Below are 20760 nucleotides of genomic sequence, written 5' to 3'. Positions count from 1 at the left end.
CCGCGCGCGGTGCGCTGGCCCGACAGTCGGCCGATCCGGCGGCATGAACGGCAGGCCATGAAAATGGCGGGGCTGGCGGCGCGCCGTCCCATGTTTGGGCACACTGTCGCCAGCTTCCTCAGACAGACTGACCTTTCACCATGCGTCCTGCTTCTCTTCCGGCGACACCCCATGAGGCCGGCGCGCCGGCCGCACCGGCGGGACCGCGTTCCGACTGGCGCACGCTGCGCAAGCTTTTCCCCTACCTGTGGCGCTATCGCTGGCGCGTCGGCATCGCCCTGGCCTTCATGATCGCGGCGAAGGTGGCGAACGTGAGCGTGCCCTTGCTGCTCAAGTCGCTGGTGGACAGCCTGTCCATTCCGGCAGGCGATGCCCGAGCCGCACTGGTCGTACCGGTGGGGCTGCTCGTGGCCTATGGCGCACTGCGCCTGTCCACCTCGCTCTTCGGCGAGCTGCGCGAACTGGTGTTTGCCAAGGCGACCGAAGGCACGGCGCGCAGCATCTCGCTCAGCACCTTCAGGCACCTGCACGACCTGAGCCTGCGCTTTCACCTCGAGCGCCAGACGGGCGGCATGACGCGGGACATCGAGCGGGGCACCCGGGCGGTGCACTCGCTGATCTCCTATTCGCTGTACAGCATCTTCCCGACCCTGATCGAAGTGAGCCTCGTGCTCGGCCTGCTGGCCGTGAAGTTCGATGCCGGCTTTGCATGGATCACCCTCACGGCGCTGGTCCTCTACATCGTCTTCACGGTCACGGTCACCAACTGGCGAACCCAGTTCCGCAAACAGATGAACGAGTTCGACTCCCACGCCCACACCCGGGCGGTGGACTCGCTGCTCAACTACGAGACGGTCAAGTACTTCAACAACGAGGACTTCGAGTCGCGTCGCTACGACGAGAGCCTGGAGCGCCTGCGCCGTGCCGCGCTCAAGTCGCAGACCACCTTGTCCATCCTCAACACCGGCCAGCAGCTCATCATCGCGACGGGCCTGGTGGCGATGCTGTGGCGCGCCACCACCGGCGTGGTCGAGGGCCGCATGACGCTCGGCGATCTGGTGATGATCAACGCCTTCATGATCCAGCTCTACATCCCGCTCAACTTCCTCGGCGTGATCTATCGGGAGATCAAGCAGAGCCTGACCGACCTGGACAAGATGTTCGCCCTGCTCGAGCGCGACCGGGAGATTGCCGACAAGCCCGATGCCCCTGAATTGCGAGTCACCGGTGCGGCCGTGCGCTTCGAGCACGTGTCCTTCGCCTATGAGCCCGACCGCACCATCCTCCACGACGTGAGCTTCGAGATTCCGGCGGGCCGGACGGTCGCTGTGGTCGGCCCGTCCGGGTCGGGCAAGAGCACGCTCGCGCGACTTCTCTATCGCTTCTACGACGTCAATGAGGGGCGCATCACCATCGATGGACAGGACCTGCGCGACGTCACCCAGGGGAGCCTGCGCCGGCAGATCGGCATCGTGCCGCAGGACACCGTGCTCTTCAACGACACCATCGCCTACAACATCGGCTACGGCCGGGCCGGGGCGACGCAAGCCGAGATCGAGCAGGCCGCCCGCGCGGCACGCATCCACGGTTTCATCGCCTCCACGCCCAAGGGATACGACACCATCGTCGGCGAGCGCGGCCTGAAGTTGAGTGGCGGGGAGAAGCAGCGCGTGGCCATCGCCCGCACGCTGCTCAAGAATCCACCCTTCCTCATCTTCGACGAGGCCACGTCGGCGCTCGACTCCGCAAACGAGCGGGCCATCCAGGCGGAGCTGCAGGGCGTTGCGCGCAACAAGACGGCCCTGGTGATCGCGCACCGTCTGTCGACGGTCGTCGATGCGCATGAGATCCTCGTCATGGAGCAGGGCCGCGTCATCGAGCGCGGCACGCACGCTCAGCTCCTCGTGGCCAATGGCCGCTATGCTGCGATGTGGCGGCTGCAGCAAAGCGGGTCGGACGACCAACCGCCAACCGGAGTTCGCGAGGGCGCTGATGGACACCAAATGGCTTGAGGACTTCGTCAGCCTGGCCGAGACGCGCAGCTTCTCGCGCTCGGCCCAGCTCCGCCACGTCACCCAGCCAGCCTTCTCCCGGCGCATCCAGTCGCTCGAGGCCTGGGCCGGTACCGACCTCGTCGACCGCTCCTCCTACCCGACGCGGCTGACCCCGGCAGGTGTCGCCTTCCGGGCGCAGGCGCTCGAGATCCTGGGCGCCTTGCAGGCCACGCGGAACATGATGCATGCCCACCAGGTGGCGGGGCAGGACATGATCGAGTTCGCCGTGCCGCATTCGCTGGCGGTGACCTTCTTTCCCCATTGGGTCATGGATGTGAGACAGCGCTTCGGTGCGCTCAAGAGCCGGCTCATCGCCCTCAACGTGCATGACGCCGTGCTGCACCTCACCGAGGGCAATTGCGACCTGCTCATCTCGTACCACCACCCGTCCCAGCCGCTCGCGCTGAACCCGGACCGCTACGAGATGCTGAGCCTCGGCCACGAAGTGCTGGCACCCTACGCGCGGGGGGATGAATCCGGGCGGCCGCTGTTCCGGCTACCTGCGCCCCACGACGAGCGCGTGCCGTTCCTGAGCTACGCCTCGGGGGCCTACCTGGGGCGGCTGGTCGAACTCATCATCAAGCAGTCGCCCGTGCCACTCAACCTGGATCCCATCTACGAGACCGACATGGCCGAAGGCCTGAAGGCCATGGCCCTCGAAGGCCACGGCGTGGCCTTCCTGCCTGGCAGTTCCGTGAAAAAGGAACTGCTCAACCAGCGTCTGGTGAGGGCAACCGGGCCCGGGGCTTGCGAGCTGTCCATGGAGGTGCGCATCTACCGGGAACGCCCGGAGGTCGCCCGCCACACCAAGCCTGGCGCGCAATCCCTGTGGGATTTCTTGCGGGATTCCAATGTGGTTAAAACGTATGAGTGATTCAATTTGTTTTTGGTACCCTGTCCCGTTAACCTTCCTGAAGGAGTTCGAATGAAGAAGATGGCTTGGATCACCCTGGCACTGCTGGCCTCCACCGCCACCGCGTCCTGGGCACAGTCGGACACGCTGGCCAAGGTCAAGCAGTCGGGCAAGTTCGTCATCGGCACGCGCGATTCCTCGGCGCCCCTGGCCTACACCACCGGCGACGGCAAGTACGTCGGCTACCACGTCGACGTCTGCAACCAGATCGCCGAGGCGGTCAAGAAGGCGGTCGGCAACCCCAAGCTGCCCGTCGAGTACCAGCTCGTGACCTCGCAGAACCGCGTGTCGCTCGTCACGAACGGCACGGTGGACGTCGAGTGCGGCTCCACGACCAACAACGCCACGCGCCAGAAGGACGTGGCTTTCGCACCGACCACCTACGTCACGAACGTGCGCATCGCCGTCAAGGCCGATTCGGGCATCAACTCGCTGGCCAACCTGGACGGCAAGACGGTGGCCACCACCACCGGCACCACCTCGGTGCTGCTGCTTCGCAAGCATGAGCGCGCCGCCAAGGTGAACTTCAACGACGTCCTGGGCAAGGACCACGCCGACAGCTTCCTGCTCGTCGAGTCGGGCCGCGCCGATGCCTTCGTCATGGATGACAACATCCTGGCCGGGCTGATCGTCAACTCCAAGAACCCGTCGGGCTTCAAGATCGTCGGCGAGACCATCAGCGAAGAGCCGATCGCCATCATGTACCGCAAGGACGACCCGGCCTTCAAGAAGGTCGTCGACGACACCGTCAAGGGCCTGATGAGCAGCGGTGAGCTGGCCAAGATGTACGCCAAGTGGTTCACCGGCCCGATCCCGCCGCGTGGCAACGTGGTCGGCATGCCGATGAGCGAGTCGCTGAAGAAGGCGATCGCCAACCCGAACGACAATCCGGCCGAGTCGTACAAGAAGTAAGGCCCCGCCTTTCTCCGGCTAGCGCACATGCGGGCTTCGGCCCGCATGTGCGTTTGGGGCGGCACTTCGTGGGTGCGGGAAAACGCGAAGTCTGCCTGTTGCCAGCAGCCGGTGGCGCGCGCCACAATCGGCGGCTTGCGCTGGCTGCCGGCGCTGGCACAGGTCCTGCTGGAGGGCGGGTTGGATCAACCGCAGTCCTGAACATTAGAAAGTTTGCACATGAGTTCCACATGGGACTGGCAGGTCTTCTGCAAGAGCACGATCGAAGACGCCGTCTATCCAAGTTGTTTCGGCCCCGAGGGTGACATCACCTATTTCGAGTGGCTTCTGTCGGCATGGGGCTGGACCCTGTCCGTGGCCGCCCTCGGATGGATCGTCGCCTTCGTCGTCGGTTCGTTGATGGGCATTGCCCGCACGACGCCGAGCCGGCCGCTCGTCTGGCTGGGCAACGCCTGGGCGGAGGTCTTCCGCAACGTGCCGTTGCTGGTGCAGATCTTCATCTGGTACCACGTGCTTCCGCAGCTGTTCACCAGCCTGCGTGGCGTGCCGAGCTTCATGCTGGTGGTGTTCGCGCTCGGCTTCTTCACCTCGGCCCGCGTGGCCGAGCAGGTGCGCGCCGGCATCATGGCGCTGCCCAAGGGTCAGCGCTACGCGGGCCTGGCGCTCGGCCTCACCACGGTGCAGACCTATCGCTACGTCGTCCTGCCGCGGGCCTTCCGCATCGTCATTCCGCCCTTGACCAGTGAGGCGATGAGCATCATCAAGAATTCTTCCGTCGCCTTTGCCGTCGGCATCTCCGAACTCACGCTGTTCGCCATGCAGTCGCAAGAGGAAACCTCGCGCGGCGTCGAGATGTACCTTGCCGTCACGGGCCTCTACTTCGTCTCCGCCTTCATCGTGAACCGGTTGGCCCTCTTCATCGAGCACCGCGCGGCCGTGCCCGGCATGGCAGGAGCCGGTCAATGAACCTCGACTTCTCCTTCCTGTCGTGGGAGTTCATCCGGGGGTTCATCCTCAACGGGCTGTACTTCTCGCTGCTGCTCACGCTGGTGGCCATGCTGGGCGGCATCCTGCTGGGCACCCTGCTGGCGCTGGCGCGCCTGTCGGGCAAGAAGTTCCTCGCGATCCCCGCGCAGATCTACGTCGACACCCTGCGCTCCATCCCGCTCGTGATGGTGATCCTGTGGTTCTTCCTGCTGATCCCGCTGCTGATCGGCAAGCCGCTCGGCACCGACGTGTCGGCCGTCATCACGTTCACGCTCTTCGAGGCGGCCTACTACTCGGAGATCATGCGGGCTGGCATCCAGTCGGTGCCGAAGGGCCAGGTGAATGCGGGCTACGCGGTGGGCATGAACTATCCGCAGGTCATGCGCTACATCGTGCTTCCGCAGGCGTTCCGCAACATGCTGCCGGTGCTGCTGATGCAGACCATCATCCTGTTCCAGGACACCTCCCTCGTCTACGCCATCGGTGCCTATGACCTGCTCAAGGGCTTCGAGGTCGCGGGCAAGAACTTCAACCGTCCGGTCGAGACCTATCTGCTCGCCGCCGTGGTCTATTTCGCCATCTGCTTCACCTTGTCGATGGGCGTCCGGGCCCTCCAGAAGCGCATCCAAATCATTCGATGAGTCTCGCCATGATTGACATCCAGAACGTCTCCAAGTGGTACGGCAGCTTCCAGGTGCTGACCGACTGCAGCACGAAGATCAACAAGAGCGAGGTGGTGGTGGTCTGCGGCCCGTCCGGCTCCGGCAAGTCCACGCTCATCAAGACCGTGAATGCGCTCGAGCCCTTCCAGAAGGGTGACATCGTCGTCGACGGCATCTCGCTGGCCGATCCGAAGACGAACCTGCCCAAGCTGCGCAGCCGCGTGGGCATGGTGTTCCAGCACTTCGAGCTGTTCCCCCACCTCAGCGTCACCGAGAACCTGACGCTGGCGCAGATCAAGGTGCTGGGCCGCAATCCCACCGACGCTCAGGCGCGCGGCCTGAAGATGCTCGACCGCGTGGGCCTGATGGCCCACAAGGACAAGTTCCCGGGTCAGTTGTCGGGTGGCCAGCAGCAGCGCGTGGCCATCGCCCGTGCGCTGAGCATGGACCCGATCGTGATGCTGTTCGACGAGCCCACCTCGGCGCTTGACCCCGAGATGGTGGGCGAGGTGCTCGACGTGATGGTCACCCTGGCTGGCGAAGGCATGACCATGATGGTCGTGACCCACGAGATGGGCTTTGCCCGCAAGGTCAGCCACCGGGTCATCTTCATGGACGCCGGCAAGATCGTCGAGGACTGCACGCGTGACGAATTCTTCGGCAACACCGAAGCCCGTTCACCGCGTGCCCGTGACTTCCTCTCGAAGATCCTGCAGCACTGAGCCGCACGACCTCGCAGGACGACGGCCCGCTTCGGCGGGCCGTTTGCTTTGTGCCCCGGAACGAGGGGCAGCCTGACGGACCGTCGGTTCCTCGGACCGAGGCGCCCGCTTGACGGCGCACCGTGTTGGAAGATGAGCGCCCCAAAAACGAACGCGGCCCCGAAGGGCCGCGTTTGATGTCACATGCGCGCGATTACAGCGGGCGGATGTTCGCAGCTTGCAGGCCTTTTTCGCCTTGCTTGACTTCGAACTCGACCTTCTGGTTTTCGGTCAGGGTCTTGAAGCCCGTGCCGACGATGTCGCGAAAGTGAGCGAAGAGGTCAGCGCCGCCTGCGTCCTGGGCAATGAAGCCGTAGCCCTTGGCGTCGTTGAACCATTTCACGGTACCGGTTTGAGTCGTCATGGAAATCCAATTGGTGGAAAAAAGAACCGTCGGAGCACACGCTCCGGCGTGCAGCAACACTCAAGAACGGGTCACGGACTTCCGGCACAGGCTGGCAGATCACATCGAACAACTGTCTTGCGTACAACTGTGCGCGGGAGCATACACGAACAGGAGCGGTTCGCAACACGGGAATGCGAGGTGCGTGAGTCGGCTCAGGGTTCGATGGCGATCCCGGTGATGACTTCGCCGCCGGCCACGGTGCCGATGAGGCGAGCCTGGCCCGTGGCGAGGTCGATCTGCACCCAGCGCGAACCGGTTCCATCGCCACCGCTCAGGCTGGCGAACGCTGCGCCGCTGACATCGGCGATGTCGAAGGCCGCGCGGTCGAAGGGACCGGCGCCCAGGGTCCCGACGCGGGTCAGGCGGCCTGTGTTGGGTGACACGACTGGTGCCATTCCTTCGCGGCTTCCCTGGACGGCCAGCGTGCCGGAGGCGGCGTCAAGCGCGAAGTTGGTCGTCAGTTTGTCGTCGGTCTTGTGGTACGTGTACGCGGCGGCCACCACGGCCGGCCGTTCCGCATCGCTGCCATCCGTGGAGACGTACGCCAGCGGAGCGTCCGGCTGCACGCCGGCCATGTCGGGATTGCCGTCCACCACCGCACCGGTGTCGGGGTGCACGCGCAGGTTCTGGCCGCTGTCGCTGACGATGCGCAGCCGGTCGACGGTGGGATTGAAATCCACGCCGAAGTGGGTGCCCGTCAGGGGCACGGCGAAGGGCTGCCCGACGCGGTCCATCACGCCTGTCGTGGGGTTCACGCGGAAGAGCCGGTTGCTGCTGCTGACCGCGTACAGCTCGCCCTTGGCCACCCGGTAGTCGATGCCCAGTACCGACTCGCCGGGCTGCAGGCCCTTGAGCGCCACCTTCGACAGCAGCCGACCGGGCTGTCCGGCATTGAAGCGGATCAGCTGGTGGGTCGACGTCACCGCCATGACGGTTTCCTTTCGAGGCGGTCCCTCCACAAGGGGCGACGCACAGGCGGAGATCGCGAGGATGAGCGGGAGGGCAAGCGGGAGGGCAAGCGAGCCGGCTGGCGAACCGGCGGTGCAGGGAGCAGGCGAGGGCAGGCGGCGCATGGAGGGCTTTCGACGGGCCATGGAGACGCTCACCGTAGCGCAAAACCGAGCCGATGGCGACCGGGCGACCCTGTCAGCCCTGGGGCGCGATGAGACAATCGCGGCATGAGCTCCAGCATCCATGCGGCCACTCAGGGTGCCGCCCCCTCCGCAGCAGCCCCCGCGGGGGCGCTGACCACCCTGACCATCACCCGTCCCGACGACTGGCACCTGCATGTGCGTGACGGCGCTGCCATGGCGTCCGTGGTTCCTGACACCGCACGGCAGTTTGCCCGCGCCATCATCATGCCCAACCTGCGGCCGCCGGTGACGACGGCGGCGCAGGCACTGGCCTATCGGGACCGCATCCTGGCCGCCGTGCCGCCTGGCGTGTCCTTCGAGCCCCTGATGACGCTCTACCTCACCGACGTGCTGCCTCCCGAAGAGATCGTGCGGGCCAAGGCAGCCGGTGTCGTGGCCGTGAAGCTCTACCCGGCCGGCGCCACGACGAACAGCGATGCCGGGGTGACCTCCTTGCACAAGACCTACCCGACTCTCGAAGCCATGCAGCGGGCCGGCCTTCCGCTGCTGGTGCATGGTGAAGTGACCGACAGCGAGATCGACCTGTTCGACCGCGAGAAGGTGTTCATCGACACCAAGCTCATTCCGCTGCGCCGCGACTTCCCTGAACTGAAGATCGTCTTCGAGCACATCACCACCCGGGAAGCCGCCGAGTACGTGAACCAGGCCGACGCCTTCACCGCGGCCACCATCACCGCGCACCACCTGCTGTACAACCGCAACGCCATCTTCACCGGCGGCATTCGCCCGCACTATTACTGCCTGCCGGTGCTCAAGCGTGAGGAGCACCGCCGTGCCCTGGTGGCCGCGGCCACCTCCGGCAGCGACCGCTTCTTCCTGGGAACCGACAGTGCGCCGCACGCGACGCACCTGAAGGAGCACGCGAGCGGATGCGCCGGCTGCTACACCGCGCTGTCGGCCCTCGAGCTGTATGCCGAGGCCTTCGATGCGGTCGGCCGCATGGATCGGCTGGAAGCCTTTGCAAGCTTCCATGGCCCGGCCTTCTATGGCCTGCCGCGCAACCAGGGAACGATCACGCTCAGCAAGCAACCCTGGACGCTGCCGGAATCCCTTCCGTTCGGCGACACCGAACTCAAGCCGTTGCGTGCCGGCGAAACGCTCACCTGGAAGGTCGTCGCATGAACTCGCAAACCCGCGTGATGCTCCTCATCGACGCCGACAACGTTTCCCCGGACGTCATGGAGCAGGCGGTCGAGAAGGTGATGGCCGACCGGGGTGCCATCCACGTGCGCCGCGCCTATTGCACGCCGGAGTCGGCCCTCAACAATCAGAAGCTCTTCAAGTCGCTGTCGATCCGCCCGATCGTCAACCTGTCCACCGGCAAGAACTCGACCGACATCTCGCTGGCCGTCGATGCGATGGACCTGGTGGTTGCCGAGCGGCCCGACGTGGTGGTCATCGTGTCGTCCGACTCCGACTTCGCCCCGCTGGTCATCCGGCTGCGCGAGAAGGGCTGCCGGGTCGAGGGCATCGGCCAGCTCGGCAAGACGGGCGACGAATCCAAGGGGGTGTACGACGGGTTCGTCGACATCGAGCACCGCAAGGCCAGGGCGGCGGCTCCGGCGACCGCCCGCAAGCGCACCACGTCGACCCGCGGTGGGGCGCGAAGCCGGTCCAGCGAAGCGCCTGTGATGCCGGCGCCCGCACCTGTCCCGGTTCCAGCACCGGCGCCGGTCCCTTTCCCGGTGGCCGCGCCCGAACCGGTGGCGGCGACGCCCGCAAAGCCCGCGCGTACGCGTCGCACCAAGGCCACGGCCGCGGCCGTCGCGCCGGCGCACGCTGCGACGCCCGCGCCAGCACCGGCACCTGCCCCGCGGCCGCCCATGCCGGACGACCTGCGCACCCTCCTGGCTGTGCTCCCTGAACTCGTGCGAGGCCACAAGATGGACCTCGGCATCGCCACCGAGCGCCTTCGCTCCGAGCAGTTGCTGGGAAGCCGAGCGCCCGCGACACGGCTGTTCCGCAAGTACCCGGACTGGTTTCTGCTGACCCCCGAGCAGCAGCCGAACAAGGTCGAGTACCTCGGCCTCCCCAAGGGCTGAACGTGCTCGAGGAGGCGTTCGCCTTCCTGGCGAACGAGGCGGCGGCGCCGCCCTGGTTCGCCGCGTGGGCGGCCACCGGCCGGCGTCTGGCGGTCTTGCGCCGGCCAGCCGACACCGTGGCAGACCTGCTCAACCGAGCCCTCGAGCCGGGGGTGGGCCTGTCTGCCGGGCCGCTCACCTTCGTGCCGCAGGCGACGCTGCCCGAAGGAGAAGCCTACGAGGCCTTCATTGCCCGAACGGCGTGCGTGCCTAGCCGGGAACACCCGCACGACCTCCTCAACGGCATGGTCTGGTGCCGATTTCCCGAACTGAAGCGGCACCTCAACGAGCGCCAGGCGGAGGAGATCAGCCGCCATGGCATCGGGCCACGACGCGGTGCCGTCCGGGACGCCTTGACCCTGCTGGATGAGAACGGCGCCTTCCTTCAGGCACCGGCTTGTCTGACCGAGGCCTTGCAGGCTCGTGCATGGCGACGGCTGTTCGTGGACCTGCGCCCGGCATGGAACGAAGCCCGTCTCGTGCTGGTCGGCCACGCCTTGATGGAAAAGCTGATGCTCTCACCGCACAAGTCCATCACGGCCCACGTGTGGCTGCTGCCGGAGGGGGATGATCCCGAACAGGCCCTGGTGAGGGCCCTCACGCCGGAGTACCTGGCGAGTCGGGCGCACTTGCCGCTACCGCTGGCCGGCGTGCCGGGCTGGTGGCCTGGCAACGATTCCGCCTCTTTTTACGACGACACCTCGGTGTTTCGCCCGTTGCGCCGATAATCATGCGGTGAAGCGGGCCAGACCGCCGCTGGTGCAAGGCTCGAAAGGGCGCACTGGAGGAAGGTCCGGACTGCACAGGGCGGCGTAGCAGCTAACGGCTGTCCACCGCGAGGTGAGGATCAGAGCAACAGAGACGAGTCGGCCAGCGAGCGCAAGCGCGGTGGCCGGGTGAAACGGGCAATCTCTACGCGCAGCAACACCAAATAGGCCAGCGATGATGTGGCTCCGCGGAGCTGGCGGGTAGGTGGCATCGAGCCGTGCAGTGATGCACGGCCCAGAGGAATGGCGGTCACGCCGGCGCCTGAAAGGGCGCCGGCGCACAGAATCCGGCCTATCGGCTCGCTTCACACTTTCACGTCGGGCACAACGCCCTGCGCGTGCCCGTTCGGGGTAGGATGACAGTCATCATCCCAATCCGCCAACTGGACACGCGTCATGCGCTACACCGCCGAACACAAGCAGAAGACCCGCGAACGCGTGCTCAAGGAAGCGGCTTCGGCGATCCGGATGGACGGCCCCGACCGCGTGGCCGTCGCCGGGATCATGGCGCGTGCCGGGCTCACCCACGGCGGCTTTTACGCCCACTTCGCCTCGAAGGACGAACTGCTCGTGGCCGCCATCGGCCAGATGTTCTCGGAAGCGCTTGCCAACGTCGAGCGCGTGCTGAAGGACCGTACGCCGGCCGAGGGCATCGCGGCCTACATCGACATGTACCTGTCCGAACTGCACCGCGACCGCCGCGACGTCGGATGCCCGCTTCCGGCCATGGCCGCCGACCTGCCGCGGCTCGGCGCGCCCGCGCGGGAAGCCTTCGAACGCGGCGCGGCCGCGCTCACCAGCCGCATCGCGGCCGTGCTGGCCGATGCGGGCGAGCCGGACGCCGGTGCGCTGGCGGTCTCGGTGCTGTCGGAGATGGTGGGCGCGGTGGTGTTGGCACGGTCCATCGCCGACGCAGCGCCATCGGCGGCGATCCTGGGAGCCTCCCGGGATTCGCTCAAGCGCCGTCTGCACCTCGGTCCTGTGCAGTGAGCCGGCGCTGACTCAGGCCGCTTCGAGCAGGGTGGCGATGCCCTGACCGCCGCCGATGCACTGGGTCGCCAACGCGTAGCGTCCGCCGCCGCGCGACAGCAGTTGGGCCGCCTTGGCGGTGATCCGGGCGCCGGTGGCGCCCAGCGGATGACCGATGGCGATGCCGCCGCCATCGAGGTTGACCCGTCGCCGGTCGATGCCCAGTTCGCGCAGGCAGGCCACGGCCTGGCTCCCGAAGGCCTCGTTGATCTCGACCACGGCGAGGTCGTCGACGGTGAGTCCGGCGCGCGCCAGCACCTTGCGCGTCGCCGGCACCGGACCCATGCCCATGATGTCCGGCGGGCAGCCCGCTACGGCCGTGGCCCGGATGCGCGCCATGATCTTCAGCCCGTGGCGGCGGGCGTAGTCCTCCGAACAGACCAGGGCGGCCGCGGCGCCGTCCGTGAGCGGGGACGACGTACCCGCGGTCACGACCCCGTCCGGACGGAAGGCCGGCTTCAGCCCGGCCAGGCCTTCCAGGCTGGTGGCGGGCCGGACACAGCCGTCCCGTTCAACCCATCCGTCCAGGGTGTGCACCGGTACGATCTCGTCCGACAAGCGACCTGCCGCCTGGGCGCTGGCCGCCTTCTGGTGCGACTCGACAGCGAGTCGTTCCTGGTCCACGCGGCTGACGGCGAAGCGCGCCGCCACGTTCTCCGCTGTTTCCCCCATGGTGCAATAGACCTGCGGCCAGTCGGCCTGGAGCCGCGGGTTGGGTGACGCGCGTGTTTCCGCCTGGGGCACCCGTGTCATGGACTCGACCCCGGCGCACACGAACACCTCGCCGGCCCCCATCGCGATCTGGCCTGCGGCGATGTGGATGGCCGTCATGGACGACCCGCAGAAGCGGTTGACGGTCGCGCCGGCGACCGCCTCCGGCAGTCCGGCCAGGAACACCACGCCGCGGGCCATGTTGCCGCCTTGCTCGAACTCGGGGTAGGCGCAGCCCAGGAGAAGGTCCTCGATGTCCGTGGCCACCACGCCGGTGCGCTCGATGAGGCCACGCACGGCAGCGGCGGCCAGATCGTCAGGGCGCACGCCGACGAGGGCGCCCTTGCGGGCGAAATGGAACGGCGTGCGGGCGTAGCCTGCAATCACGGCATGGGGCATGGCGGTCTCCTTTGAGTCGATGGAATGATGGGCATCATATCAAGCCATCCGGCCGGCTGAACAACCCGTCTCGTCCGTGGGGTCCGGTCGGGCCGGGGCTGCTGCCCGGGCCGCGTCCCGCTAAACTGCGTCGAGCCTATGAATCCCGATGCCGACTCCCTCTGGCGCGCCCCGCGTTGGGCCCTCGCCGTCCTCCTTGCATGCCTGGGCATGCTCGGCCCCTTCTCGATCGACACCTACCTCCCGGCCTTCAAGGGCATCGCGGACTCGGTCGGGGCCACGCCCGTCCAGATGCAGCAGACCTTGTCGGCCTACCTGTTCGGGTTCGCGGTGATGAACCTGTTTCACGGGGCGCTCTCCGACAGCTTCGGTCGACGCCCGGTCGTGCTCTGGGGGGTGGCCTTGTTCACCGTGGCATCGGCGGGCTGCGCGCTGGCCGACAGCATCGGCGCGCTGGTGTTCTGGCGCGCCGTGCAAGGCATCTCCGCCGGGGCAGGCATCGTCGTCTCGCGCGCCGTGATCCGCGACATGTTCCCGCCCGCCGACGCGCAACGGGTCATGGCGCAGGTGACCATCTACTTCGGCGTGGCGCCGGCGGTGGCGCCCATGGTGGGTGGTTTCCTCTTCGTGCATGCCAACTGGCATGCCATCTTCTGGTTCCTCACCGGCGTGGGGGCCTTGCTCTGGATCGCCAACTTCCGGCTGTTGCCAGAAACGCTGCATGTCGACCAGCGACAGCCCTTCAACGTCAGGCACCTGCTCAAGGGCTACTGGCAGCTCGGGTCCGACCCGCGGTTCCTGGCATTGGCCCTCGCGAGCGGCGTGCCGTTCAATGGCATGTTCCTGTACGTCCTGTCAGCGCCGGTCTTCCTGGGCGAGCACCTGGGCCTCGGTCCTGGCCAGTTCTTCTGGTTCTTCACGCTTTCCATCTCCGGCATCATGGCCGGGGCCTGGATTTCCGGTCGCCGGGCGGGCGTGATGAAGCCGAAGCATCAGATCCGCTACGGCTTCGTCATCATGTTCGTCGTCTCGGTGATCAACCTGCTGCTGAACCTGACCTTCGAACCGGCGGCGTGGTGGGCGATGTTCCCGGTGGCGATCTTCTCCTTTGGCTGGGCCATGATGGTGCCCGTGGTGACGCTGCTCGTGCTGGACCTGGTCCCGGAGCGGCGCGGCATGGCGTCTTCCCTGCAGGCGTTCATCGGCAGCACGGCCAACGGCATCGTGGCCGGGGTGATTGCGCCGTTGGTGATGCACTCGACGGTCGGACTGGCAGCCACCTCGCTGTCGATGCTGGGCATCGGGGCGGTGTCGTGGCTGTGGGTCAAGCGCAAGGTGACTTAGGTCTCGTTTCACCGGAGCACGTTCGGGTACAACCCGGCCAGCGGCTCAAGCGGCATGCCGGACCAGCCGATATCGGGGCGGGAGCCGGGTATCCAACTGGCTGCCCACTGGAGAACCCGATGCCCTTACCGATGCGCCCCCTGGCGGCCCTGTTGATCTCGGGCAGCCTGCTGTGCAGCGCTGCCGTGGCCCTCGCCGCGGACGTGCCCGCGTTGAAGACCTCGCCCGGCAAACCTGCCTCATTGAAAGACCCCCAGCCCGGGCGCGAGTCCACCCCTGGCGTCCTGTCGCGCCCCCGCGCGATCGACGATTCCCCCGAGGCGATGGAGCGGTTGCGGGAGCGGCTCGCGGAAAAGCTCGGTTCGCAGGTCCAGAACGACGAACTCACCGGCGTCGTGAAGGTGAGGGTGCCGGCGCGCGCGTCCGAAGCGTCGGCATCGCGCGGGGCATCCTCTGTGCGCAACGGGCGCTCCGAACGGCCGATGACATCGGGTCCGGGCTGGTCCTACGACGGGGCCACCGGGCCTGACCATTGGGCGCGGCTGCGACCGGACTACGCCATGTGCGCCGCGGGCCAGCGGCAGAGTCCCATCGACATCCGCGACGGCATCGGCGTGGTGCTCGACCCGATCGGATTCGACTACAAGGCCACCGGTTTCGGAGTGCTCGACACGGGCCGCACCGTCAGGGTCAACGTGTCGGCCGGCAGCACCATCGAGGTCATGGGACGGCGCTATGTGCTCGAGCACGTCGAGTTCCGCCGCCCGGCGGAGGAGCGCATCAACGGACGCCAGTTCGACATGGGTGCTCATCTGGTCCACCGTGACGCCGAAGGTCGAACCGCCGTGGTCGCCGTTCTGCTGGACCGCGGTGCGGACCAGCCCGTCATCCAGTCGGTGTGGAACAACCTCCCGCTGGAGAAAGGCGAGGAAGTGCCGGCCCGCGGCACGCTGGACTTCTCGGCGCTGCTGCCGTCCGATCGCCGGTACTTCACGTACATGGGTTCCATGACCACGCCGCCCTGCCGCGAGGGCGTGCTGTGGATGGTGATGAAAAGCCCGGTGGCCGTCTCCGCCGAGCAGCTCGGCATCTTCGCCCGGCTCTATCCGATGAACGCGCGCCCGGTCCAGCCACTCGGCGGACGCCTCATCAAGGGGCCGCAGTGAGTCGCTGACGTGCTGCGGTGTTCGCGGCGCGCTCATGTTTGGTGCGCTCGATCGCAGACCGTGCGCTAGAAGCGTGCGGCCAGAGGTCGCCAGCAGCGCCCCAAAGCGGCACAGAAGCTGCTTCCTGCCGGTGCCAATCCGGCCAGGATCACCATTCGAGTGCATGCGCGAGGGTGGAAGGGCCGTTCTCGACCCCTCAGGAACCCACGATGGAGCAACTCAAACAAGGCACCGACGCACTCTTCATCCTGCTCGGCGCCATCATGGTGCTGGCGATGCATGCGGGCTTCGCCTTTCTCGAACTGGGCACCGTTCGCAAGAAGAATCAGGTCAATGCGCTGGTGAAGATCCTGGTCGACTTCGCCGTCTCGACCCTGGCCTACTTCCTCGTCGGCTATGCGGTGGCCTATGGCGTGCACTTCTTCAGCGATGCCGAGACGCTCGCCCAGCGCAATGGCTACGACCTGGTGAAGTTCTTCTTCCTGGCCACTTTCGCGGCCGCCATCCCGGCCATCATCTCCGGCGGGATCGCCGAGCGGGCGCGCTTTCATCCGCAGTTGGTGGCCACGGCGGTGATCGTCGGGCTCGTCTACCCGTTCTTCGAAGGGCTTGTCTGGAACGGCAACCTGGGTCTGCAGGCCTGGCTCAAGTCGACGACGGGTGCCGAGTTCCACGACTTTGCCGGTTCCGTCGTCGTGCACGCGGTGGGTGGCTGGCTCGCGCTGCCGGCCGTGCTGCTGCTGGGCGCACGCAGCAACCGGTATCGCAAGGATGGCGCCATCTCGGCGCATCCGCCGTCCAGCATTCCCTTTCTCGCGCTGGGCGCCTGGGTGCTGGCCGTCGGCTGGTTCGGTTTCAACGTGATGAGCGCTCAGACGGTGGAGAAGATCTCCGGCCTGGTGGCTGTCAACTCGCTGATGGCCATGGTGGGCGGGACGCTGGTGGCCGTGCTGCTTGGCCGGAACGACCCGGGCTTCGCCTACAACGGGCCGTTGGCCGGACTGGTGGCCGTCTGCGCCGGGTCGGACGTGATGCACCCGGTGGGCGCCCTCGGTACGGGCGCCGTCGCCGGCGCGGTGTTCGTCCTGATGTTCACCTGGACCCAGAACAAGTGGAAGATCGACGACGTGCTCGGCGTGTGGCCGCTGCATGGGCTGTGCGGCGCCTGGGGCGGCATCGCCGCCGGCATCTTCGGTGCAACGGCGCTCGGAGGCCGAGGCGGTGTGAGTTTCGGGGCGCAACTCGTGGGCACGGCCCTTGGTGTTGCCTGGGCGCTGGCGGGCGGCTTCATCGTCTACGGCTTGCTCAAGGTGACCATGGGCCTGCGCCTGACGCAGGAAGAGGAGTTCGAGGGCGCCGACCTCACGGTGCACCGCATCACGGCCACGCCGGAGCGGGAAGCCAACTGGTGAGGCCGACCATGGCGTGACGGCGCGTCACGCCGCCTTCGCCGTCGTCTGGAAACCCTGCGCGGCCCGGCGCTTGGCCTCATAGACCGAGCGAAGCTCGGTGGCGCTGAGGCCTTGGTCACTGCCGAACAGGGCGCCGGCCTTCACCAACGCCATGTGCGAGGTATCGAGGGCGGACAGGAGCCAATCGGTGCGCCGAAGGGTGGCAGGCGTGCAGGTCTGGCCGTTCAGGTCGTCCTCCAGGTCGATGACGTGGGAGCGCCATCCCTCTTCGAGGTAGAGGGCGTTCAAGTCGCCCGCAAGGGCATGGTCCCACTTGTCGGCGATGCCGCCCAGCCACCGGCAGACCGCATCGCTCGCGCCGTCGTCGCGAAGTTCGGCCGCCAGCCTGCGGTAGGTGCGAAGGGCGATGCGCTTTTCCATCCGGAAGGCCTCGAGTGCGGCTTCGACGCCCCGGCTGGCCTCCAGCTCGAGGAAGGCGGCGAAGGCATGTCGGGTCTCGATGCGCTCTGCAAGGTGGCACTGCGGTGCGGCCAGGCCGTCGCCCGCGCTGTTGAAGTGGCGCAGCGGATCGAAGCGGTACATGTAGCCGAAGTCGAACAGGTGAACGCGGCGGCCGTCGTCCATCACGTTGCCAGGGCAGAAGTCCCACTCGAAGAAGCCGGCGCGCACCAGTTCGCGCCCGGTGTCGAACACCTGTTCGAGGCGGCGTTCGTCCCATTGAAGGACAGGCTCTCCCTCGATCCAGGGTGACACGATGATGCCTCGGCGCACCGATGCATAGACGGTGTCGATCACGCCGGCGAAACGCTCCCCGCCGCCGGGCGCATGGCGAAGCGCGGTCAGCTCGGCCCGGCGTTGCACTTCGTTGAGGAACGAGGTCTGTCCATCGACGTTGTTCACCAGGCAGCGGGGGCGTGCGCGCTTCACCGCCCAGTCGTGCCCTTTCGCGCGAACGCAGTAGACGACGGCCGTGAGGCCGCTGTCATGCACGGAGACCACGGCCGGATGACCTGCATGCAGCTGCAGCAGATCGGCCAGGGGCAGGGGACATGCGTCTGGAGTGCCGACCTCCACTTCATGACCACGGGCCACCAGGTCGAGCTGCGATTGCCGGCGGGCGGATTCGGTGAGGTACTGGACAGCCATGGGGCGCGATTGTGCAGCGCTCGCGCCCGTTACGGGCTGCCCTCGCAGAGCGCAAGGGCAGCCAGCGCCTTACTTGTAGTAGCCGACCGCACAGACCTGGTCGCCCACCTTCGTCACGAAGCTGATCTTCGGCGAAGGCTCCTTGGCTCCCGGCTTGGGCCAGGCGTATTCGACTTCGGTGATTTCGCCTTCCTTGGCGGAGTCGTACAACCGGGTGCCGACCGGCTCGCCGTCTGCGCCCTTCAGGTCCTTCATGCTCTTGCCCGTGAGGGTCGGATGAGCGGTGAAGGTGCCATCGGCGCCGCCACAGAAGGGGTACAGGTCTCGGTCGCGGAAACCAGCGTCGCCGCGGGACATCTGGCCGAGCGCACGCGCCTTGTCGGCCTTGATGGCGGCGACGGCCTTCTGCAGCATGGATTTCGCTTCGGCGGCGGAGCCTTGTGCCGCGGCAATGGCCGACTGCGAGCTCAGGGTCACGGTTGCGGCAAAGGCGCAGACCATCCAGGTGTTTTTCATGGGATATTCCTCGTCTCGGATTTCTGATAATGGGTACCGCCGTGCTGGCGATATTCGCAGGACCACGTGATGACAAATGCGATCGTCGATTTTGCCGAGACGCAATTCGCCTTTCAATTCATGGGCTTGGCGCGGATGGCGGCCCGTTGAAGGTCGGCTTGAATACTAGATTCAAAACCCCTGTGCGGCGGCTTTGCTTGCCGTGAGAAACACTTGAAACCCTGCGACACCAAACTGCTCGCCCTAGGGGTTGTCATGCAACGAGAGCGGTCATTCCCCGGATTGGGGCATCATTGAAGGTCAATGCACGAAGGAGCGCGCAGCAATGGCATCGAGCTGGGAAGTGGTCGCCGACACGATTGCAGTGGAGTTCTCGGACATCGCCGACCTGAGCGACTTCACCCGCGTGTCGGTGCGCCTGCTGCTGGCGGCGCTGCTCGGCGGACTGCTCGGTTACGAGCGGGGCCAGAAAGGCAAGGCGGCCGGCGTGCGCACGCACATGCTCGTCGCGACCGGCTCTGCCCTGTTCGTGCTCATCCCGTTCCAGAGCGGCGTCGAGCCGGCCGAGATGACACGGGTGATCCAGGGCGTGGTGGCCGGCATCGGCTTCCTCGGTGCCGGCACGATCTGGAAGGGCGACAGCGTCTCGCACGTGAAGGGGCTGACCACGGCGGCCGGCATCTGGTTCACGGCGGCCATTGGCATGGCGGCCGGCCTTGGGCGCGAAGTGACGGCCATCATGGCCACCGTGATGGCCTTGTTCATCCTCTTCCTGCTGCCCATCCTCGCGCCCAACCTGGAGCGATCTTCGCCCCTGCAGCAAGAAGACGAGGACGACGGCGAGGAGCGCGACAGCCGTTGAGCTCCGCCGCGCGCGCGGCGGTCAGCCGGACCGCAGCGAGCGCAGCGCCTTCAGCAGCCGCTCGCGTTCCTCGCCCTCGGTCGCATGCTGCGCCAACAGGTCGAAGAAGCGGTCCTTGGACGGCGTACCTGCGGACGCCTTCTTGACCACGATGGCCGCGATCGGGCCGATGTGGCTTGTCAGCACCTTGAGGCCGTGGGACACCACCTCGGGGGCGAGCGGCTCCGTCGCGCCGCCCGAAGGCGGGGCGGTCGGTGGCGTGGTGGGTCGAGTGCTCGCGCCCGGCCCGGTGCCGCGCGCGATGCCGCTTTCGGCGACCTTGGCAAGAAAACGGGCGCGGTCCTGCTCGTCGGGCAGGTGATCGGTCAGGGCCAAGGTGAGCGCCGGCAGGTCGCCGGCTTGCCGTGCTGCGAGTCGCACCAGCACCTTCGCCACGGGACCGACGAAGCTGGCCAGTGCCTGCTCGACCCGTGACAGCGACTGTGCGTCCCATCCGGGCGGGACGGTCGCCGATTGCAGCGCCGGAACCGGCGTCGTGGCGACATCGGCGGGCGACGGCGCCGGCAGGTCCTCGGGCGCGCCGCCCGGCCGGACGATCACGGTCGTCATGGCCTCTTCCGCCGGAATCGCGCGCGTGCGCTGCTCCAGCGCGGCGCGGAACTCGGCCGCATTCTCGAAGCGCGCCACCCGGTCCTTGGCCAGCGCCCGGGCCACCAGCGCGTCGTAAGACGCCGGCCGCATGGCGCCCGGCAGCTGGCTCGGGGGCGTCGGCTCGCGGTGCAGGATCTGGTACATCACCGCCTCGACCGAACCGCGGAACGGCTGCTCGCCGGTCAGCATGCGGTACAGCAGCACGCCCGCGGCGAACAGGTCCACCCGGTGATCGACCTCGTCGCCGCGGTACTGCTCCGGGGCCATGTAGCCGGGCGTGCCGATGGTCGAGGTGACCTGCGTGAGTGCAACCGACTCGATCCGTGCGATGCCGAAGTCGGTGATCTTGAGCTGCCCGGAGGCGGTGATCAGGATGTTGGCCGGCTTGATGTCGCGGTGCCAGACGCCGTGGTGGTGGGCCACTTCGAGTGCCGCCAGCAGCTGGTCCATGATGCGCAACACGTCGGCCTCGGGCAGGCGCGGGTTCGCCTCGAGCACCTGCGACAGCGTGCGGCCCTGCACGAGTTCCATCGCGATGTAGGCGGTCTCTTCATCCTCGCCGTACTCGTAGATGGCAACGATGCCCGGATGCAGCAGACGGCCCACGGCCTGCGCCTCGTTGCGAAAGCGGGCCGCTGCCGACGTGCCCGACGGATCCTCGACGCCGAGCTGTTTGCGAATGGTCTTGATGGCGACCGGCCGCTGGATGACCGGGTCGTGGCCCTTGTAGACGATGCCCATGGCACCCTCACCGAGCACGCCGGTGATCGGGTACTTGCCAAGCCTTTCGGGATGTTTCATCGCCATCGACCCACGGGCCCCGTCGT

At 67.0% G+C, this 20760-nt stretch carries 20 protein-coding genes and 1 other RNA gene; 15 read left to right on the top strand and 6 right to left on the bottom strand.

The window, feature by feature from the left end:
* The first annotated feature begins 140 nt into the window (after positions 1-140).
* From ACSQ2F_RS15555 to ACSQ2F_RS15530, 6 genes are all read left to right on the top strand, one after another.
* The gene (locus tag ACSQ2F_RS15555; RefSeq protein ID WP_436024378.1) at positions 141-2012 is read left to right on the top strand and encodes an ABCB family ABC transporter ATP-binding protein/permease; all 1872 of its coding nucleotides are present in this window, start codon (positions 141-143) and stop codon (positions 2010-2012) included.
* On the top strand, positions 1993-2928 hold the full coding sequence (locus ACSQ2F_RS15550) for a LysR substrate-binding domain-containing protein (RefSeq protein WP_436024376.1): 936 nt from the start codon (positions 1993-1995) through the stop codon (positions 2926-2928). The genes ACSQ2F_RS15555 and ACSQ2F_RS15550 overlap by 20 nt, the downstream gene beginning before the upstream one ends.
* A gap of 51 nt (positions 2929-2979) precedes the next feature.
* Complete coding sequence (locus tag ACSQ2F_RS15545; protein WP_436024374.1) at positions 2980-3879, top strand: amino acid ABC transporter substrate-binding protein; 900 nt, start codon at positions 2980-2982, stop codon at positions 3877-3879.
* Positions 3880-4098: 219 nt separating this feature from the next.
* Complete coding sequence (locus ACSQ2F_RS15540; RefSeq protein ID WP_436024371.1) at positions 4099-4845, top strand: amino acid ABC transporter permease; 747 nt, start codon at positions 4099-4101, stop codon at positions 4843-4845.
* The gene (locus tag ACSQ2F_RS15535) at positions 4842-5507 is read left to right on the top strand and encodes an amino acid ABC transporter permease (protein WP_436024369.1); all 666 of its coding nucleotides are present in this window, start codon (positions 4842-4844) and stop codon (positions 5505-5507) included. Before ACSQ2F_RS15540 ends, ACSQ2F_RS15535 begins: the two co-directional genes overlap by 4 nt.
* Positions 5508-5515: 8 nt before the next feature.
* Positions 5516-6250 carry an amino acid ABC transporter ATP-binding protein gene (locus ACSQ2F_RS15530; RefSeq protein ID WP_436024367.1) on the top strand — a complete coding sequence of 245 codons (735 nt, stop codon included), beginning with the start codon at positions 5516-5518 and terminating at the stop codon, positions 6248-6250.
* Positions 6251-6443: 193 nt separating this feature from the next.
* Here ACSQ2F_RS15530 and ACSQ2F_RS15525 read toward each other — a convergent pair whose 3' ends face one another.
* Both ACSQ2F_RS15525 and ACSQ2F_RS15520 read right to left on the bottom strand, forming a co-directional pair.
* The gene (locus tag ACSQ2F_RS15525) at positions 6444-6653 is read right to left on the bottom strand and encodes a cold-shock protein (RefSeq protein WP_436024365.1); all 210 of its coding nucleotides are present in this window, start codon (positions 6651-6653) and stop codon (positions 6444-6446) included.
* Positions 6654-6847: 194 nt separating this feature from the next.
* On the bottom strand, positions 6848-7624 hold the full coding sequence (locus ACSQ2F_RS15520; protein WP_436024363.1) for a DUF4394 domain-containing protein: 777 nt from the start codon (positions 7622-7624) through the stop codon (positions 6848-6850).
* A gap of 249 nt (positions 7625-7873) precedes the next feature.
* Here ACSQ2F_RS15520 and pyrC point away from each other — a divergent pair, with 249 nt between their 5' ends.
* The 5 genes from pyrC to ACSQ2F_RS15495 all read left to right on the top strand — a co-directional run bounded on the left by pyrC (position 7874) and on the right by ACSQ2F_RS15495 (position 11687).
* Complete coding sequence (gene pyrC, locus ACSQ2F_RS15515) at positions 7874-8971, top strand: dihydroorotase (protein WP_436024361.1); 1098 nt, start codon at positions 7874-7876, stop codon at positions 8969-8971.
* A complete protein-coding gene (locus ACSQ2F_RS15510) occupies positions 8968-9891 on the top strand; it encodes an NYN domain-containing protein (RefSeq protein ID WP_436024359.1) in 924 nt (307 codons plus the stop codon). The genes pyrC and ACSQ2F_RS15510 overlap by 4 nt, the downstream gene beginning before the upstream one ends.
* Before the next feature lie 2 nt (positions 9892-9893).
* Entirely contained in the window at positions 9894-10658 is a 765-nt protein-coding gene (locus ACSQ2F_RS15505; protein ID WP_436024357.1) for a DUF3025 domain-containing protein, read from the top strand.
* A gap of 9 nt (positions 10659-10667) precedes the next feature.
* Positions 10668-11008: RNase P RNA component class A (gene rnpB, locus ACSQ2F_RS15500), an RNA gene on the top strand.
* Between the two features lie 85 nt (positions 11009-11093).
* Positions 11094-11687, top strand: a complete 594-nt coding sequence (locus ACSQ2F_RS15495; RefSeq protein WP_436024355.1) for a TetR/AcrR family transcriptional regulator — start codon at positions 11094-11096, stop codon at positions 11685-11687.
* 12 nt (positions 11688-11699) lie between these two features.
* Here the strand turns inward: ACSQ2F_RS15495 and ACSQ2F_RS15490 are convergent, their stop codons facing one another.
* Entirely contained in the window at positions 11700-12836 is a 1137-nt protein-coding gene (locus tag ACSQ2F_RS15490) for a thiolase family protein (RefSeq protein ID WP_436024353.1), read from the bottom strand.
* 138 nt (positions 12837-12974) lie between these two features.
* Between ACSQ2F_RS15490 and ACSQ2F_RS15485 the strand changes: the two genes are divergently transcribed.
* The 3 genes from ACSQ2F_RS15485 to ACSQ2F_RS15475 all read left to right on the top strand — a co-directional run bounded on the left by ACSQ2F_RS15485 (position 12975) and on the right by ACSQ2F_RS15475 (position 16758).
* Positions 12975-14180, top strand: coding sequence for a multidrug effflux MFS transporter (locus ACSQ2F_RS15485; protein ID WP_436024351.1), 1206 nt, complete (start codon positions 12975-12977; stop codon positions 14178-14180).
* A gap of 119 nt (positions 14181-14299) precedes the next feature.
* Positions 14300-15346 (top strand): carbonic anhydrase, encoded by a 1047-nt coding sequence (locus ACSQ2F_RS15480; RefSeq protein ID WP_436024349.1) that lies wholly within the window; start codon positions 14300-14302, stop codon positions 15344-15346.
* 209 nt (positions 15347-15555) lie between these two features.
* Entirely contained in the window at positions 15556-16758 is a 1203-nt protein-coding gene (locus tag ACSQ2F_RS15475; protein ID WP_436024347.1) for an ammonium transporter, read from the top strand.
* A gap of 24 nt (positions 16759-16782) precedes the next feature.
* Here ACSQ2F_RS15475 and ACSQ2F_RS15470 read toward each other — a convergent pair whose 3' ends face one another.
* Complete coding sequence (locus tag ACSQ2F_RS15470) at positions 16783-17904, bottom strand: hypothetical protein (protein ID WP_436024345.1); 1122 nt, start codon at positions 17902-17904, stop codon at positions 16783-16785.
* 69 nt (positions 17905-17973) lie between these two features.
* Positions 17974-18420, bottom strand: coding sequence for a cache domain-containing protein (locus tag ACSQ2F_RS15465; protein WP_436024343.1), 447 nt, complete (start codon positions 18418-18420; stop codon positions 17974-17976).
* Between the two features lie 325 nt (positions 18421-18745).
* Here ACSQ2F_RS15465 and ACSQ2F_RS15460 point away from each other — a divergent pair, with 325 nt between their 5' ends.
* Positions 18746-19282, top strand: coding sequence for an MgtC/SapB family protein (locus ACSQ2F_RS15460; protein WP_436024341.1), 537 nt, complete (start codon positions 18746-18748; stop codon positions 19280-19282).
* Positions 19283-19303: 21 nt separating this feature from the next.
* On the opposite strand, the gene ACSQ2F_RS15455 is transcribed toward ACSQ2F_RS15460, so the two are convergent.
* On the bottom strand, positions 19304-20734 hold the full coding sequence (locus ACSQ2F_RS15455) for a serine/threonine-protein kinase (RefSeq protein WP_436024339.1): 1431 nt from the start codon (positions 20732-20734) through the stop codon (positions 19304-19306).
* Positions 20735-20760: the final 26 nt, after the last annotated feature.

This window comes from Rhizobacter sp. LjRoot28, assembly GCF_964253025.1.
Classification (GTDB): domain Bacteria; phylum Pseudomonadota; class Gammaproteobacteria; order Burkholderiales; family Burkholderiaceae_C; genus Rhizobacter.
Note: the sequence above shows the minus strand (reverse complement) of the source record. Positions and strands in the feature narration are given on the sequence as shown.

What these genes read in the sequence shown, in the direction of transcription:
- ACSQ2F_RS15555 (WP_436024378.1), top strand. Translation starts at nt 141, where the DNA reads ATGCGTCCTGCTTCTCTTCCGGCGACACCCCATGAGGCCGGCGCGCCG.
- ACSQ2F_RS15550 (WP_436024376.1), top strand. Translation starts at nt 1,993, where the DNA reads ATGGACACCAAATGGCTTGAGGACTTCGTCAGCCTGGCCGAGACGCGC.
- ACSQ2F_RS15545 (WP_436024374.1), top strand. Translation starts at nt 2,980, where the DNA reads ATGAAGAAGATGGCTTGGATCACCCTGGCACTGCTGGCCTCCACCGCC.
- ACSQ2F_RS15540 (WP_436024371.1), top strand. Translation starts at nt 4,099, where the DNA reads ATGAGTTCCACATGGGACTGGCAGGTCTTCTGCAAGAGCACGATCGAA.
- ACSQ2F_RS15535 (WP_436024369.1), top strand. Translation starts at nt 4,842, where the DNA reads ATGAACCTCGACTTCTCCTTCCTGTCGTGGGAGTTCATCCGGGGGTTC.
- ACSQ2F_RS15530 (WP_436024367.1), top strand. Translation starts at nt 5,516, where the DNA reads ATGATTGACATCCAGAACGTCTCCAAGTGGTACGGCAGCTTCCAGGTG.
- ACSQ2F_RS15525 (WP_436024365.1), bottom strand. Translation starts at nt 6,653, where the DNA reads ATGACGACTCAAACCGGTACCGTGAAATGGTTCAACGACGCCAAGGGC.
- ACSQ2F_RS15520 (WP_436024363.1), bottom strand. Translation starts at nt 7,624, where the DNA reads ATGGCGGTGACGTCGACCCACCAGCTGATCCGCTTCAATGCCGGACAG.
- pyrC (WP_436024361.1), top strand. Translation starts at nt 7,874, where the DNA reads ATGAGCTCCAGCATCCATGCGGCCACTCAGGGTGCCGCCCCCTCCGCA.
- ACSQ2F_RS15510 (WP_436024359.1), top strand. Translation starts at nt 8,968, where the DNA reads ATGAACTCGCAAACCCGCGTGATGCTCCTCATCGACGCCGACAACGTT.
- ACSQ2F_RS15495 (WP_436024355.1), top strand. Translation starts at nt 11,094, where the DNA reads ATGCGCTACACCGCCGAACACAAGCAGAAGACCCGCGAACGCGTGCTC.
- ACSQ2F_RS15490 (WP_436024353.1), bottom strand. Translation starts at nt 12,836, where the DNA reads ATGCCCCATGCCGTGATTGCAGGCTACGCCCGCACGCCGTTCCATTTC.
- ACSQ2F_RS15485 (WP_436024351.1), top strand. Translation starts at nt 12,975, where the DNA reads ATGAATCCCGATGCCGACTCCCTCTGGCGCGCCCCGCGTTGGGCCCTC.
- ACSQ2F_RS15480 (WP_436024349.1), top strand. Translation starts at nt 14,300, where the DNA reads ATGCCCTTACCGATGCGCCCCCTGGCGGCCCTGTTGATCTCGGGCAGC.
- ACSQ2F_RS15475 (WP_436024347.1), top strand. Translation starts at nt 15,556, where the DNA reads ATGGAGCAACTCAAACAAGGCACCGACGCACTCTTCATCCTGCTCGGC.
- ACSQ2F_RS15470 (WP_436024345.1), bottom strand. Translation starts at nt 17,904, where the DNA reads ATGGCTGTCCAGTACCTCACCGAATCCGCCCGCCGGCAATCGCAGCTC.
- ACSQ2F_RS15465 (WP_436024343.1), bottom strand. Translation starts at nt 18,420, where the DNA reads ATGAAAAACACCTGGATGGTCTGCGCCTTTGCCGCAACCGTGACCCTG.
- ACSQ2F_RS15460 (WP_436024341.1), top strand. Translation starts at nt 18,746, where the DNA reads ATGGCATCGAGCTGGGAAGTGGTCGCCGACACGATTGCAGTGGAGTTC.
- ACSQ2F_RS15455 (WP_436024339.1), bottom strand. Translation starts at nt 20,734, where the DNA reads ATGAAACATCCCGAAAGGCTTGGCAAGTACCCGATCACCGGCGTGCTC.